The organism is Paenibacillus sp. NPDC057967, from assembly GCF_042887015.1.
GTDB lineage: Bacteria > Bacillota > Bacilli > Paenibacillales > Paenibacillaceae > Pristimantibacillus.
Genome location: NZ_JBHVQB010000004.1, coordinates 23,550 through 38,632 on the forward strand (window position 1 = coordinate 23,550; position 15,083 = coordinate 38,632).

At 52.3% G+C, this 15,083-nt stretch carries 13 protein-coding genes; all 13 read right to left on the minus strand.

Annotated features, from left to right (window positions below; all coding sequences use genetic code 11):
* Positions 1–54 precede the first annotated feature (54 nt).
* The 13 genes from ACFVSO_RS10355 to ACFVSO_RS10415 all read right to left on the minus strand — a co-directional run bounded on the left by ACFVSO_RS10355 (position 55) and on the right by ACFVSO_RS10415 (position 15,031).
* Positions 55–1,599: a response regulator transcription factor gene (locus ACFVSO_RS10355; RefSeq protein WP_387472920.1), complete on the minus strand. Its 1,545-nt coding sequence runs from the start codon at positions 1,597–1,599 to the stop codon at positions 55–57.
* Between the two features lie 635 nt (positions 1,600–2,234).
* Positions 2,235–2,771 (minus strand): flavodoxin family protein, encoded by a 537-nt coding sequence (locus ACFVSO_RS10360; RefSeq protein ID WP_387472922.1) that lies wholly within the window; start codon positions 2,769–2,771, stop codon positions 2,235–2,237.
* A 58-nt stretch (positions 2,772–2,829) separates the two neighbouring features.
* The gene (locus ACFVSO_RS10365) at positions 2,830–4,083 is read right to left on the minus strand and encodes an ATP-grasp domain-containing protein (RefSeq protein ID WP_387472924.1); all 1,254 of its coding nucleotides are present in this window, start codon (positions 4,081–4,083) and stop codon (positions 2,830–2,832) included.
* Positions 4,084–4,245: 162 nt separating this feature from the next.
* Positions 4,246–5,475: an MFS transporter gene (locus ACFVSO_RS10370; protein ID WP_387472926.1), complete on the minus strand. Its 1,230-nt coding sequence runs from the start codon at positions 5,473–5,475 to the stop codon at positions 4,246–4,248.
* Positions 5,465–6,412 (minus strand): transketolase family protein, encoded by a 948-nt coding sequence (locus ACFVSO_RS10375; RefSeq protein WP_387472928.1) that lies wholly within the window; start codon positions 6,410–6,412, stop codon positions 5,465–5,467. Before ACFVSO_RS10375 ends, ACFVSO_RS10370 begins: the two co-directional genes overlap by 11 nt.
* Positions 6,409–7,212 (minus strand): thiamine pyrophosphate-dependent enzyme, encoded by an 804-nt coding sequence (locus tag ACFVSO_RS10380; protein WP_387472930.1) that lies wholly within the window; start codon positions 7,210–7,212, stop codon positions 6,409–6,411. The genes ACFVSO_RS10375 and ACFVSO_RS10380 overlap by 4 nt, the downstream gene beginning before the upstream one ends.
* On the minus strand, positions 7,169–9,058 hold the full coding sequence (locus ACFVSO_RS10385) for a M20/M25/M40 family metallo-hydrolase (RefSeq protein ID WP_387472932.1): 1,890 nt from the start codon (positions 9,056–9,058) through the stop codon (positions 7,169–7,171). The genes ACFVSO_RS10380 and ACFVSO_RS10385 overlap by 44 nt, the downstream gene beginning before the upstream one ends.
* A complete protein-coding gene (gene argC, locus ACFVSO_RS10390; protein WP_387472934.1) occupies positions 9,058–10,110 on the minus strand; it encodes an N-acetyl-gamma-glutamyl-phosphate reductase in 1,053 nt (350 codons plus the stop codon). Before argC ends, ACFVSO_RS10385 begins: the two co-directional genes overlap by 1 nt.
* On the minus strand, positions 10,107–11,429 hold the full coding sequence (locus ACFVSO_RS10395; RefSeq protein ID WP_387472936.1) for a DegT/DnrJ/EryC1/StrS aminotransferase family protein: 1,323 nt from the start codon (positions 11,427–11,429) through the stop codon (positions 10,107–10,109). The genes argC and ACFVSO_RS10395 overlap by 4 nt, the downstream gene beginning before the upstream one ends.
* Positions 11,426–12,088: a degT/DnrJ/EryC1/StrS aminotransferase gene (locus tag ACFVSO_RS10400; RefSeq protein ID WP_387472938.1), complete on the minus strand. Its 663-nt coding sequence runs from the start codon at positions 12,086–12,088 to the stop codon at positions 11,426–11,428. Before ACFVSO_RS10400 ends, ACFVSO_RS10395 begins: the two co-directional genes overlap by 4 nt.
* Before the next feature lie 20 nt (positions 12,089–12,108).
* A complete protein-coding gene (locus tag ACFVSO_RS10405) occupies positions 12,109–13,014 on the minus strand; it encodes a RimK family alpha-L-glutamate ligase (protein ID WP_387472940.1) in 906 nt (301 codons plus the stop codon).
* 9 nt (positions 13,015–13,023) lie between these two features.
* Entirely contained in the window at positions 13,024–13,197 is a 174-nt protein-coding gene (locus tag ACFVSO_RS10410) for a lysine biosynthesis protein LysW (RefSeq protein ID WP_387472942.1), read from the minus strand.
* A 151-nt stretch (positions 13,198–13,348) separates the two neighbouring features.
* Positions 13,349–15,031, minus strand: a complete 1,683-nt coding sequence (locus ACFVSO_RS10415; RefSeq protein WP_387472944.1) for an ABC transporter substrate-binding protein — start codon at positions 15,029–15,031, stop codon at positions 13,349–13,351.
* Positions 15,032–15,083 lie beyond the last annotated feature (52 nt).

Here is a 15,083-nt window from a genome sequence, read left to right on the forward strand (position 1 = left end):
CGGAAATTGTAACAATAATCTGGTGTTCTCTCATCACGTAACGGTCCAGCTCGGCTACATTCTCTTCCGGTAACTACCCGGCGACATGCCGGAATAGGTTTTGAACGCCCTGCTGAAATACGTCAAGCTGTTATAGCCGACTTGCTCCGCCACCTCGTAAATCATGAGTCCCGGAGACAGCAGCAGCTCCTTAGCGCGATTCATCCTTTCCCTGACGATATAATCGCTGAAGCTCACCCCGGCATGCTCCTTGAACAAATAGCTGAAATGGCTTTGTGAATAGGAAAAAGCGTCAGCTACCTCCTTCAGCGACAAGTCGCTCCTGAGTCGAGTTTGCACATAGCTCTCAATTTCCGGAAGCAATTCCCATTGATTGGTTTCTTCCTTCCGCTGCATCGTCTCGGATAGCTCGAAAGCCGTTCGTCTGAGCCAAGATTTGATTTCGCCAATCGTTTCGAATCGTTCTATCGCAGCCATCTCCCTATGACCCCAGTCTCCGCCCTTGTTCACGGACTCCTCGTTTTCTTGAACATAGTCCTCTAGCTTGGTCATTAACAGCATCGTGAAACGGCGGATGCGGACGGGATCACCATGAACACTCGCCTCGTTATATAATTCGTCAATCGTGTCGCATACCGCAACCAGTCGGTAGCCAGTAACGGCATCGAGCAACTGGTCGGTTAATGCTTTGACATCAGTTGAGCCATGAACGGTTCCAAGCCTGATGTGGCCAGGCGGAATAATCCGGTTTTTGCCCGCGAACATTTTGCTGTCCATTGCTTCCGACGCTTCCCGATAAGGACGCGGCAATTCGTTTAGTTGCGGGACATGGCTGCCATACGCCGCCGTTAGCGTGTAGGATGTCTTACTTTGTACCGAGCGGCGAACTTGTTCGATTTCCGGCTCTAAAGAATCGGGAGTTCCCGCATAGACCATCGCAGCCCGATAGACCGATAGCCGGCAGCCGAAGCCAAAAGCCAGTCGGGCTAATTGATTGCTGAATTGAAGCAGCACCCAGTCAATCGTCTTGTGGTTTTCTAAGTCCGCCTCCACATGATCAATCTCAATTAGAACGACATGATAAGGCCCAGTATGTACGACCGGCATATAGGTATCCAGCAGTTGATGCAGCGTATCGTCAGTCATGGTCCCTTCCAGCAGCCGGCGAAGCATGTCCTGTCGTATGATGCCATAGTTAGGCAAGCGTCGTGAAGGTTGTCTTGCTTCTTCCAGCTCAGATAAGATAACGCGGATCTTCTCCGCAATTTCTCGTTCGTCTACGGGCTTCAGCAGGTAGCCGTCCGCTCTTAGATGCAGTGCCTGCTTCGCAAAGTCGAAGTCTTGATGTCCGCTAATAAACAGCGTTTTGAGCTCAGGCTGCAACTCTATGGAAAGCCGGGCTAATTCAATTCCCGACATGAGGGGCATTTTAATATCAGTGACCAGCAAATCAATCTTATGATTTTGGATATAGAGCAGCGCAGCCATCGATTTATTTGTACTAAATACAATCTCGACGCCCAGCGATCGCCACGGCACCAGTTGTTGCATTCCGATTAGATCGTAAGTTTCATCATCTACAAGAACGGCTTTATACATCTGCCAACACGCCCTTCCCGCCTTTATCGCGACCTTCGATTGTTTTTATCTGCCTGAGTTATAACGTTTCCGAAACCGCTATTGTGAACGCTTTCACACTCTAATAGCCTCCTTTCATTATCCGTCCGATGCACGGCAATTGCCCGCCGTCAACGTATTAATAAAGTGCCTTTATTGTCGCTCACCTTCTCCTTTTCCGTCAAACCCGAAATGTGCTCAAGTTATTTGTGATTTTGGTGTCTGATTCATTAGGCCTTATCTATTTTATCGAGGAAATGGAATCCGAAATGAATATGATCCTCCAATAATTAATGTAGTTAAATTAAAATAATTAACATAGTTAAATGATTTATGTGTAGAAAATGAAATGATGCAGTCTAAACCCAGATGAACGAATCGCAACATAACTAATATTATGTTAACTAATATAGGGTGATCAGTCTGGAATGAACATCCATCTCCCCACTTGGAGGCTTTTTGTACGCAGCGACTTAGTCTAGCTATGGCTCGCACAAGCAGCTTCAGTCTTTGCACAACAAAAAACCTTCCCACTTGGGGAAGGCTGAAGGAGTAAAGACGGTATTTGGATGAATTCAACGAGTTAGCCACTAGTTCAAGATTCGCTATCTTTTGTGTTACGCTTGCCAGTTATTACGAATTTCCTCGACGGCTGCTAGTGCTGCGTTGTCCTGCAAGATGTCGCCTGGGCGATTACCTTTGCCTAAAATATAGCCTTCAAACGATATGCCTGTATATTCAAATATATACTGAAATTGCTGTACAAGCGGAATTCCTTTCAAATGCGGCACGTCATCACCAACTCCTATGAGCCAGGCGGATTTGGCGGCTAATCGGGCAAGAAACTCCGTCTTATTTTCCCTGAGCGATTGGGACCAGCGATCAATGAATGTTTTGGTCAATCCTGATGGCCCATACCAGTAGATCGGTGTGGCAAACACGAGTTTGTCTTGCTCTAGCACCCGGCCGATCACATGATGATAATCGTCATCGGGATAAGGTTCCTTCTCGCTGTGGCGGTAGTCTTGAATCGGATGAATGGCATAGTCGGACAAATAAATATGATCGGCGTCGAAGCCGTCAACCAGCCGTTTGGCCAGCTGCTCTGAGTTCCCGTTGCGGCGCGAGCTGCCGTAAATGACTGCGATTCCCATTGCTAGCCACCTTTCCTAAGGAGAAAATTCACGCAAATTTATTAGTTAACGACATTAACTACACAATGCCTGCTTCCTGCTGACGGTATACGACCTGCAAATTCCCCAGTAACTGTAGGGCAAGCTGCTTCGCTTTCTGTGGCGTATCGGCTGTGGTGATGAAGTAGCCGAGACGGTCATCAGAGCTCCTGGCTACGGCAACAGCATCTCCGGGCTCAGCAATAAGATGAGATCGGACAACTTGAGGATGTGCTTGAAGCGCGGCGAATCCATCAATGCTTTCGAACAAGCCATCTTGATCAGCTGTTACGTATGCAATCGCTGCTGCGCGTTCATGCTTTTTCTGAATATCGATTGGACGTTCCAAGTAGTAGTTGACTGTCGCTTCAAAGATATCAACACCGAACGCTTGAACAAGCAAATCGGAGGAGATATTGTCGCCGCCCGGCCTTCCGTTCACCTCAATAATGCGCGGCCCGCCGGGAGTGAGCTTCACTTCGACATGGCTTGGTCCGTTCACGATGCCGATCGCATGAAGCGCGTCGACAGCAGTGCGAATCAAGTCATTCTCCTGCTCCGCATAAGAAGGTGTGGGAAGCGTGTGTACAATTTCCACAAAATAAGGCAGCGGCGAGGTAAGCTTCTCCGTCACTGTGTGGAACAATGGCACTCCTTCGTTCAAGAATAGCTCCACGCTGAATTCAGGTCCTTCCAAATATTCTTCGATCAAATATTCGTCGCGCACCTTAAAGTCCATATACGTGACTTTGAACTCTACAATGATGTCGAACGCGGCTTTCAAATCCGTCTCATCATAAATAAAATAGACGTTTTGACTGCTTGCCGCATTGGTAGGCTTCAGCACAACCGGATAGCCGATCTCCGCAGATGCGGCCAACGCTTCTTCATAGGTTTTCACCTTCTTGAACTTGGCGCTTGGTACGCCATGCTCCGCATAAGCTTGGCGGGCTAGATCCTTATTACGCGCCTTGAGTGCGGACTCATAAGGAATGCCCCGCAGGCCAAGCCGCTCTGCCACTCTGGCAGTCAAGTGCGACGCGTAGTCGGTCGCGGGGATAAGCGCATCCAGTTTCCCTGCATAAGGCGAAGCTTGAATCGCTTGATAGAGCGATTCTTCGTCTCTGATGTCGGCTACGATCAGGTCATGGTAGATGCCCTCGTAGCCGTATTTTTGCGGATTATCCGTTGATGAGACGATAGAGATGACTTGATGCCCCTGCTCGTAAGCGACTCTGGCGAAGCTGACCCCATAAAAGCTGGGTTCCACAAAAGCTACTGTTTTTATTGACATGTTATATCCTCCTAAAAGGTTTTCGAAGAAAACCTACTTCGTAAGCATAAGCTAAGGTTTTCGAAGAAAACCTACTTCGTAAGCAAACTCACATCCATAACTAGGAAGACGCAGCCTGCACTGACGTAATCTTCACTGGGCAAGTCGCTTCCTTCCCTTGATCTAACTCAAATTAGCCTCCACTTCCACCGGTTTCTTTTGCGAGGCTTTGCTATTCAGAACGAAGTAAATAACAAAACCAAAGAACATGATGCCGCTCATGCACAAGAAGCCGATCCCTGGTGAATAGCGGTCAATGATGACGCCAAGTCCAGTGGCCGATACAGTCTGAAGCAGCAGGGAGATCGCCATCCATACGGAAGTTGCCCGGCCCATATACGACTTGGATACCGTCTCCATCAGCGTTGTCGTGATCAATATCCGAAGAGAAGAGTTCGTAAGCCCAATCAAGACGCTGCCAGCGTACAACAAAAGAATTGTGCTGTTCACCGCTACAGCAATTAGATTGAGTACAGCAACCAAGAAGAATAGCACAATGGCGCCGTGCGAAGACAGTTTCTTTGCAAGCGGAGCTGCGAGAAATCCCGACAGAAGTCCTCCTACGCCGTAGAACATATCCGATAACCCGAATACGACAGAATCGCCTCCAACGACCTGACTGACATAACCCGGAAGCACGACGTTGAACACCATGGTCGATACCAGCGGGATGACCGATACAATGCCGAGCAGGAAGATAAACGGCCTATCTGTCAGATAGCGAATGCCTTTTTTGAACGTCACGAGGAAGGGCTCGCCCTCCTGCTCCGCTTGAATAGGCGTATAGCGGATTCGGCTCAGGAAGACGCTGCTCACGATAAAAGCGGCAGCATTCAAGAGCAAGATGATCTCAAACCCAATATATTTGTACAAAATGCCCGAAAGAGCGCCCGCCATAAACATGCCCACCTGCAGGCTGATCTCAATCAACGAGTTACCATGAATCAGATCCTTCTCCGGCAGGATCTCCTGGACGAGACTTCGCGAAGCGGACATATAGAGCGCCCACCCCATTCCGTTAATAGCGGCGAAAGCATACAAATATTCGATACGGAAACCTGTTGTGAAGAAAGCGGCAGCGATCAGCAGCAACGCGGCGGCGCGGACGATATTGGCCCACTGAATAATCGACCTTCGATTCCACTTGTCAATTAGCGTACCGGCAAAGGAAGAGATCAGAAAGCCTGCAATGACATTCAACGACAGCATAAGACCAACTGAAGTCAGCGAGCCGGTCGCATCCATCAGATACCAGTTGGCGCCGATCGTACTCATGCCCACTCCGAAGCCCGACACAATATCCGCAATGAAATAATGCCGAAAGTTCCTCGGCTTCAATACGCTAAAAATCATGCGCTACACCTGCTTCTTCCAATTGGCTGATTTGCTTCCGAAGCGGCGCAAGACCAAAGCCCAAATCGTCCAATACCTCTGAATGGCTGCCGCCGTAGACCGGCCAATGCTCGCCGCAAGCATGCGAATGGATTTCATGCTGCGGGAGAAGCAGTGCCAAGTACGAAGCTGTCCCTCCTGTAGCGCGATGCTCCTCTACGACTAGGAAACGGTCGGCTATGGAGGTCAGCATCGTGCTATAAGACTTCAAGCTGTCAATATCGACATAGCAGAGATGGGCATGCGCAATCGATGGATTTTCCTCCACAATGGTTTTGCATAGCTCAGTCGCTTGCTCTCCTACCGAGATCAGGCATAAGCGCGAGCGAGTTCCGCCTCCATCTGCTCCGCCTTGCAGCAGAAGCTCGCGGCAGCTTGCTTCCTCCGGACGGTAGAGACTCTCGAACGTATCGTTGCGGGATAGCCGGATATAGTAAGGCTCCGGTGATGCGGCTGCTTCTCTAATGACCCGTCTCGTTTCCTCCTCCCCATGGGGGCAAGCGATTCGGATATTTTGGAAGGACTGGATAACGGCAATGTCCTCCAGTGTATGATGTGTCGTGCCGAACCAGCCGCCTGATACTCCCCCGTATGCTGCGACCACCTTTATGTTTTTGCCCATATAACCCATCGCCAGCTTGATGCTCTCGGAAGCCCGCAGCGCGGCAAAGGCGGCGAAGGTCGAGAAGAACGGCACATACCCCGCCTCCGCCAAACCAGCGGCAATGTCGATGCCGGCTAGCTCTGCGATACCCACATTGTAGAAGCGTTCGGGATGCTGTTTTTGAAAGGGGTGATTTTTGCCCCCAAGATCGGCTTCCATACAGATGATTCTCTCATCCGTATACGCGAGTTTCGAGAGTTCGTCCTTGTAGGCGTCACGGCCTGATAGCGTCATGGCAGACTCACCTTCCATCTTCGGGCCAGTTTCTCCGGAATTTTCGCATAATGCGCTTCCGGATTGCCCTCAATGGCCGGTACGCCCTTGCCTTTCACCGTCTGGGCCAGGACGGCGACCGGACGGATGGGATCTGGCTCTAGCGCCTCCAATATATCTTCGAAGCGGTGGCCGTTAATCTCTCTTACGGTGAAGCCGAATGCTTCGAAGCGCTCCCGCAAGTTGGGCATAGGCGAGATATCCTGCACATAACCGTCATTTTGCCCGCCGTTGCAGTCTACGACATAGATGAAATTGGTAAGCGACTGCGCTTGCACGATTTGCGCAGTCTCCCAGCATAGTCCCTCCTGCAGCTCACCGTCACCGCCGATAACGATGCTAATACCGTCCGTCCCCCTCAGCTTCTGGGCAAGCGCCCATCCTGCTCCATACGATATCCCGTGGCCAAGGCTGCCCGTTGCGAACGGAATGCCAGGCAGCTTGTGATTGGGGTGTCCGGTGAAGAGCGAGCCTGCGCGTCCATATCCGGCAGCGGGGTTCTCCGTGATCGTTCCATTCACATAAAGCGCGGCATATAGCGCCGCGGCCGCATGTCCCTTGCTTAACAGGACAAGCGATGCGGGGTCATCGCCTCTCTTCGCATAAGCTCCGAGCAGCAGATCGATGACGGACAGACTTCCGCCGATATGGCAGCCTGTCGGTGTCGCAGCCATATCGATGATCAGCTCTCTGGCTTCTTTCGCTTTTCTCAGCAGCTCAGGAATAGCTTCCCTGCTTGGTGCCGATAACGCTTGCTCCATTTCGAACCTCCGTTCGCAGCCGGAACCACTCGCTCACGGCTTCTCTCAGAATTGATCGCGCGCCTTGCGCCTCAGCATGATGCAAGTATTCATCGTTCGTATGGTCCAGACTGGAATCGCCGGGACCATAAGCAACCATCGGAACATGCTCCCAGGTGGTCGCGAGCGTGTTCATATCGCTTGTGCCGCGTTTCTTAAGATAGCGAATCGACTTGCCATGCTTGGCGAAGCTGCGAACGAAAGCCTTAACAAGCGTATCCGATCGCGGATTGGCAAAACCCGGCGTCGCGCGCAGCACTTCTATCGTGATCCCCTCACCCAAGTACAAGTCTACGCGTTCCTTATAGCTCTTTCCTGCCGCGGGAGAGATGCGAAAGTTCAGCGTACCGGCTACGGTGGAGTAGCCTTGCTCCTGCCGATGCTCGATATCGATCAGGGAGGACAACCCCTCAGGATCGATAGCGCTGACGCGCTGGCGTATTTCGGCCACGACGCCATAGAGCTCGTCGATGACGCTGATGCTGTCCTTGGCTGCCGTATGCTCTTGCGCTCGGCGAATCGCAATGCGCAGCTTGAACAGGCCGTAATAGCCCAGCGTCAGACTGTCTTCCCCGCTCGGCTCACCGATAATGACCGCATCGGCGGTATAATGGTCCCGGATGAAGAAAGCCCCCTTGGAAGAAGAGATTTCCTCCTCCACCGCTCCGATGACAAGCAGAGAGCCATTCTCTGGCACATCCACATCCTCCAGCATGTGCAGGAAGTTGACGAAGCTGCCCTTGGCATCTACGACTCCCCTTCCGCCTACGCCTTCCGCATTGGTCCGAACCGGCCATACATGCGGCACCGTGTCGATATGTCCCAGCAGGAGCAAGGTATTAGGGCCATTTCCTTTCCGAAAAACGATATTGCCCGCGCCGTCAATCTCGCCCGACACATTCGGATGCTTCACTTCAGCCAGCAGAAAACGGGCAAGCTCATGCTCATCGCGTGAGACAGAAGGAATAGCTGCCGTCCAATGAAGCAAATTACGTTCTGCTGTATCGCGGTTGAACGGCCAGAACCAGGTACGACCGCCTTCCAGCGTATGAGGTCCAGCTATGCTGACATCGCTGACTCCGCCTTCTAAGGCAATTCGTGCGGCGCGCACCTTCTGCTTCATCCGGCCTTGCGCCGCGTCGACCTCGTCGTCAGCATAGACATGCCGGATAGTAGAGAGCGGTTCTTCCATATTACGCAGCAATCCGGGCGTGCCAGTGACGAAGCGCAAATGGTGGGCGCCCAGCTCATTGGCTAGATGGGCAGCCAGCACATCTGCGTCAATATTAATATAAGAAGCCAGCTCGGGGTCCCAGATTGGCGGTGTCAATACGACGGCATCAAAGGCGTCAAGCGCGGACAACAGGAACGGCTTCAGACTATCGGTGAAAGTGCCGAACAGCGAGTCGCGGACAATAATGGTTCGTCCGTCGCGAATCGCCTTGATCGGCTTTGCTTTTCGGCCGTGAATAAGTCCTTGCTCCCCGCCGAGCTGGGCATAGACGGTCAGCCCTAACGCCGATAGCTGATCTCGAATAACCGACAAGATGTTTTCATGATAGGCTTGACGGATATAAGGCATTTCCTCCGGCGAGCAATATCTGGCTTCATCGCCAGACGGCAGCGTCAAGAAAGGCATCGCACGACCAATGGCCTCATATTTCTGGCGAATGGCCTCCGCGCCTCCGGCGACCAGCAGCAGCCGGTTACCACGCTTCACGATTTCATGGATTTCGGCAAAAATACCGGGATGATTCACAATGGTGCTGCTGCCGAGCTTAATGACATACAGGCTTTCTTGTCCCATTAAGGCCACGCTCCTTCTCCGTCGAACCGAAGCGCAGTCTCCTCGGGAAATCCGAAGTACAGGTTAGCCGCTTGCACAGCTTGCCCTGCCGCACCCTTAAGCAAATTATCAATTGTAGCAATCGAGACGCAGCTGCGTCCGTCGACATAAGCGCCGACCTCGGCGATGTTCGTGCCAACGACGGTTTTAATCATAGGCGCACCGTTGCCGGAGCTGAAGTAATGCAAGAATGGCTTGCCGGCGTAAGCGCTGAAAAACGCTTTTTTCACATCAGCTGCCGTTACCTCCTCCTTCAGATAGGAGTAAGACGTCGCCATGATGCCTCGCGGCAAATCCAGGCTAAAGACGGAAAACTGCAAGTCGACGGTCTGCTTCAACTGAAGAGACAGTGCATGCTCGATCTCCGGACGGTGCCGGTGGCCGTGCAGCTTGTGTACACGGAAGTTTTGGGAGCGCTCCGCATGATGCTCGGTCGTCGACTTCCCCCCGCCGCTGGAGCCGGTCTTGGCGTCAGTAATAACGCGCGGCTCGATCAGCCCAGCGGCAACGAGCGGATACAGTGTGTAGATGGTCGCTACCGCCATGCACCCTGGGAGATTAACGACTTTGGCTGAACGGTCGATTTCGCTGAATTCGGGAATAAAGTAATGAGCGCTTCCGTCCAACTCATGCTGAAGCGTCTCCGGATAATACTTTTGCAGCAGATCGGCATCAGACAGCCGGTAATCGCCGCTGACGTTGAAGATGTAATCGGTATGCTGGGCGACACGCTGGGCGATCTTGGGCAATTGCCCTGTAGGCAGACAGGAGAAGATGGCGTCATAATGTCCGTCCAGATCGCTTGCCTTGCTAAATTTCAGGGAACTCGGCTTCTTCTTGTGAATGGAGCCGATAAAGTATTTGTCCACGGGGAAGCCGGCCTTCGACTCCGATGAGACGAAGGCGACCTCGAATTCGGGATGTCTGCCGAGCAGCCGATATAGCTCTGCGCCGGTGAACCCGCTTCCGCCGAGGATGGCTACCCGTTTTTGTCCGTAAGTTGTTTCCGTCATCCCAGCCGTGCGTCCCTTTCGTACAGCACGGTCAAATCGCTGCTTCGCGCGGCCAGTTCCCTGATGGCCTCCGGATTGGCGTCGATTTTTTTGAACGCAAGCGCATAGGCCTGGATTCGTTCGTATTCAATCGGCGTACGCAGCTCACGGCATATCGTAAGCGTATTGCGCAGCATCTTCAGCGTCTCAGGGAAATGGTGAAGCTCATACCCGAAATCCTGACGGTCCGACAATGAGAATGGATAGCCGTTGCCGAAGCCCTTGCGGTTCTTGAATGGCAGATGTCCCGGAATCGGCACATTCTGCCACTCTCTCGCATATACGCCTTCCTGGTTAATGAGCTGCTGCACCGCATCCTTTACCCGGTAGTCCTCCAGATCGTCCAGCCCGAGCCGCTCAGGAGACAGCTTCACGCGATACATATTGTAGCTGTGATTGTACCCCTCCGGTACGAAAGGGCCGCTGAACAGCTTCGTACCTTCCAGCTCCTTCGTCAAATACGCGGCGTTGCGCGCACGAATGGCGTCATAATACGGCAGCCGATCCAGCTGGCTAAGGCCGAATGCAGCGGCAATCCAAGACATGCGGTAATCGATGCCCGAAGAGCGGAGGAAGCTTAGCGCCCGCTCATAATCCGCCTTCTCTCGGAAAAAGGAAATGCCGCCTTCACCCCCAACGGGGAAGTTTTTGTCCGCCATTAAGCTTTGTCCCGCACCGTCCCCGATGGACCCTGCCAACTGACCGTTAAGGGATGCCGAATGCGCATGGGACGCATCCTCGACAAGCCGGAGCGAATAGCGATCGGCTATGATTCGCAGCGCATGCAGGTCTGCCGGTAATCCGTGCACATGCACAGGCATAATCACTTTTGTCTTGCTCGTAATGGCGCGCTCGACCTTCGACGGATCGAGGCAATACGTAACGGGATCAATATCGACGAAGATCGGAATGGCCTTGGCCGCGACGACCGCCTGCGCGGTAGCAATGAAGGTGAAGGCCGGGACGATGACTTCATCACCGGGCTGCACCCCAACACCCGCGAGCGCGAGATGCAGGCTGGACGTGCCGCTGGCAGTCGCTATGGCGTAGTTGGCGCCGACATACTTCCGGTAAGCCTCTTGGAACTCCTCGACGACTTGCTCGCCGTCCTGCTGAATTGAGACGAACATTTGGATCAGGTCTTCCTTTGCAATGATCGGGAAATTAGTCTTCCGGACATCCTCCGGTATAATAGACGGCCCGCCAAGGAAAGCGAGGGGATCGCTCACCCATTCTTCCTTCGGCAGAGCCAGCGGCTTGCGTATGAAGTCGGTCTTCATGAGGCGTTGTTCCTCCTTAGCAGCGTCAGCTTCACGCATGCGGCTACGAGCGGACTAAGCCGGTAATTGAACTGAACCGCCGGCTGCAGCTCTGGCTCGCTCTCTTCCTGGGTCCACATCGTCTGCAAGTCGAAGGCGCCGAATATTTTCAGCCGCTCCGCTTTCTTCCATACCAGCTCGTCGGAGGCGGCGATTGCGGCGGCCGGACCGAAGCCCAACGCCGTAAAGTCCAGCACCAGCACGGGGGCTGCAGCGCGCGCTTGCTTGACCGCGGACTCCAGCTGCTCCAGATTGTCCCAGCTCACCTCCACGGTTGCATAGGCGATCGGAACCTGAGTGTCATGTACAAGGTTTATGCCGAGCCATTGAAGGAAATTGCGCTCTTGCTCGCTTGGATGAGCCAGCCTGGCAGAAGAGCCGTGGACGAGGTCCTGGCCCCAAAGCGCACCGTGCAGCGCGCCTGTATACGTATTGAATAAGGAAACATAGCGGGTCTGAGTCAGCTTGGCTATGCTTTTCTCCAGCCCTTTAAGCTCTTGATCGTTTTTTTCGATACTCATAATGACGCCTGAATTCAGTACGCGCGATAGAACAAACGATAATGAGAAGTAATGCTCCTTCTGAATGACCGATTTTGGTTTTGTCAGCGTCTCTCCCATGAATCTAGCTCCTCTCTCTATCAGGTATGAATCGTAACGTTAGCGGGCTGATGGCTATGGACTTGTTGATCAATCGTTTCCTTTACGTATTGGGCGATATGATAAGCGACATCTACCCCATGCACCTTCCATGACTTGGCGAATTCCGGATTCTGATTCACTTCGCATACGACATAACGCAGGTTTTTATAATCGAAAAACAAATCTGCGCCGTATATGCCCTCTCCCAGCACCTCAATTAGCTTGCTGCTAATAGAGGCAATCTCGTCGTTAATCTCGATGGGCTCAATCTCTGCGCCTAGATGAGTATTGGTCTTCCAATTCTCCGCGGATACCCGCCGGAACGCTGCAATCGGCTTGCGGCCGACGATGACGACCCGTATGTCATAATCCCCTTTCTCGACATACTCCTGTAGCAGTACCGGGAACGATTGGTGGCTGGGGTCTACTGATTCTCTGGCCGCCATCCAGCCGTCCAAACATTCTTTTCCCGTTATTCTTGCAATCCCCCTCCCCCATGACGACGTCGCCGGCTTAATCACATACAGGCCGTCAAATTCATTCAGCGCGTCATAAAGCTTGGCGGGCGTAAATAGGACTTTGAACCTTGGCTGCGGAACGCCGTGCTTCTCGAATACAATCGCCTGATGGATTTTATTCGTGCAGATCGTAATGGCCTCAACCGAATTTAAAGTAGGCAGGCCCGATAATTCCAGCAGCCGCGACCGATGCAGTGCGCTCCTCTGTGACAGGCACCGTATCAGGGCGATGGCGAAGGAGGATTCTTCTCCTGTGCCAAGGGGCAGCTCCATTGAATCCAGATTGACATGAACGCGCACGCCCAGCTCGCCTAGATAGCCGGCAATTCGCTGTTCCTCTTCCCTGAGCTTCGTCACGCATAAAAGCACTGCATGTGTTGGTGTCATAGTGGTTGATTACTCCCCCCAGGTTTCTTCAATTTCCGGAGCCAGGGCGATCGAGACCAGATGGGACTCGACTTGCACTTCATGTTCTTGTCCGCAAGAAGCGCATTCCACAATCTCGCCTGTAGAAGCTTGCTCCTCCACCTCAATATCCGACCTGCATACCAAACAATTCAAATTTGCCATGTTTCTTGCACCTCCTATAGGATGGGTTAAAGCGATTTATTATAAAGGAAATATCCTCTACAATCGTAGGTTGAAGCGCATGCGCGGGCTTGGGAGGCTGACGCGCATGCGCAGCAATGGCTTGCCTAAAATCTATGATTCATGATGATAGCTACTTCACAGCGATATCCCACTGATTGACATTGTTGAACGTGCCCAGATTAAGCGGCTTGCCGACCAGCACATCCTTGGACACGACCTGAAGCCGCTTCTCGGAATAAACCGCCAGCGTCGGCACGTCCTCGTGAAGCACTTCCTGCAATTGGTTGTAGATTTCGTGGCGCTTCGCTTCGTCAATTTCCCTTTCGCCCTTCTGGATCAGCTCATCCACGAGCGGATTGCTGTACCGGATGACGCTTTCGGGATCATCGCTCTTGTAGGTCGTGAAGTATAGGCTAGGTTCGATATAGTAGTCCCTTGTGAATATCGTAATATGGTGCTCGCCCTTCTCAACCTTGTCGATGAGCGTAGGGAAATCGAATTTCTGCACGTCAATCTTCAAGCCGACGGCCTCCAAATTTTGAACCAGAATGTCAGCTGCTTGCTCTCGTACTTTGTTGCCGACCGGAATGAGAAATGTGAGTTTTTGATTTGTATCCCAATTGGCTTCTTTCAGAAGCTGCTTGGATTTCTCCGGGTCGTAATCATAGTTTTTGATCTTCGCGTTGAAGTAGGGATGCTTGCTCGGAATGCCGCCGTCAATAATTTCGGCCTGCCCTTTCAGCAGCTTCTCAACAATCTGAGGACGATTAAGCGCATGGGCAATCGCCTGTCTGACTTTCTTATCCGGGAGCTTCTCGATATTGAAGAACAGCTCGGCGGGCTCGGAGGCTGGTGCTGATGTGACATTCACATTGTCGAAGCCGGTTACTTTATCGTAATCCGTAATCGGGACAAGCCCGACCGGCAGGGAGTTCAACTGGATCTCTCCGGTCTGCAGCTGCGCAACGAGGTTCGCGGCCGGAAGCACTTTGATGAAGATTGTTTCGATCTTCGGCACATCGAGATAATAATTTTCATTCTTCTTCACCTCGACATGCTGGCCTTGCACATAGCTGGCGAATTTGTATGGCCCGATCGTCACCGTCGGCTTCTGGAAGTACTCATGGGTGGCAAGCTGCTCCGGGTTGACGTCCTTCAGAATATGCTCGGGCAAGAAATTGACCTTCACGCCAAACCGTTCGTTGAATACGAGCGGATCAATAGGCCTCTTCGTTTTAATTTCGAAAGTCGTCGCATCGATCACCGTGAGACCCGCAATGTCGGTGACGCCTTCATCAAGCTTGCCTGCATCGTTCAAGCCTTCAATGAAGTTTAGCTGGAACGAGGTATCAACCTTCGGGTGCAGCGCAGATTTCAAAGTGAATGCGACATCCGCAGTCGTAAAAGGCGTTCCATCGTTCCACTTCGCGCCCGCTTTCAGCTTGATGTGGTACGTTTGTTTGTCCTGCGTCTCAATGGAATCCGCCAGCTTCGGAATAAACTCGGCTTCATCCGTCACATCGAGCAGCGCATCGTTCAGCAGATTGATCGGAGCAAGCGACGCAGAGCTGCCTTGCGTATTAATCTGGTTCAGCGTGACCGGCGCGTTGACGATGCCGATCGTTAACGTTTTTGGAGCTGCATTCGTTGCGTCAGGTGTTTCTTGGGGTTGATCAGCGGTTTTCTCTCCGGCTGTATTGACCGATGAACTAGCCTCCGGAGTTTCCGGCTTGCTGCAAGCCGACAGCAGCAGTGCGAATATGGCGGCCATCAAAATCATTGATTTTCTTGTTCTGAATCTTCTTTTCAACATGTTGTCTCTCCCCTTGTCTGTGTTTCATGAGTATGATCTTTTGTGATGCAAT

Bases quoted from the DNA above. Each gene is read 5' to 3' on its own strand.
- ACFVSO_RS10410 (WP_387472942.1), bottom strand. From the start codon at position 13,197: ATGGCAAATTTGAATTGTTTGGTATGCAGGTCGGATATTGAGGTGGAG.
- ACFVSO_RS10395 (WP_387472936.1), bottom strand. From the start codon at position 11,429: ATGAAGACCGACTTCATACGCAAGCCGCTGGCTCTGCCGAAGGAAGAA.
- ACFVSO_RS10380 (WP_387472930.1), bottom strand. From the start codon at position 7,212: ATGGAGCAAGCGTTATCGGCACCAAGCAGGGAAGCTATTCCTGAGCTG.
- ACFVSO_RS10360 (WP_387472922.1), bottom strand. From the start codon at position 2,771: ATGGGAATCGCAGTCATTTACGGCAGCTCGCGCCGCAACGGGAACTCA.
- ACFVSO_RS10375 (WP_387472928.1), bottom strand. From the start codon at position 6,412: ATGACGCTATCAGGCCGTGACGCCTACAAGGACGAACTCTCGAAACTC.
- ACFVSO_RS10400 (WP_387472938.1), bottom strand. From the start codon at position 12,088: ATGGGAGAGACGCTGACAAAACCAAAATCGGTCATTCAGAAGGAGCAT.
- ACFVSO_RS10385 (WP_387472932.1), bottom strand. From the start codon at position 9,058: ATGGGACAAGAAAGCCTGTATGTCATTAAGCTCGGCAGCAGCACCATT.
- ACFVSO_RS10415 (WP_387472944.1), bottom strand. From the start codon at position 15,031: ATGTTGAAAAGAAGATTCAGAACAAGAAAATCAATGATTTTGATGGCC.
- ACFVSO_RS10370 (WP_387472926.1), bottom strand. From the start codon at position 5,475: ATGATTTTTAGCGTATTGAAGCCGAGGAACTTTCGGCATTATTTCATT.
- argC (WP_387472934.1), bottom strand. From the start codon at position 10,110: ATGACGGAAACAACTTACGGACAAAAACGGGTAGCCATCCTCGGCGGA.
- ACFVSO_RS10405 (WP_387472940.1), bottom strand. From the start codon at position 13,014: ATGACACCAACACATGCAGTGCTTTTATGCGTGACGAAGCTCAGGGAA.
- ACFVSO_RS10355 (WP_387472920.1), bottom strand. From the start codon at position 1,599: ATGTATAAAGCCGTTCTTGTAGATGATGAAACTTACGATCTAATCGGA.
- ACFVSO_RS10365 (WP_387472924.1), bottom strand. From the start codon at position 4,083: ATGTCAATAAAAACAGTAGCTTTTGTGGAACCCAGCTTTTATGGGGTC.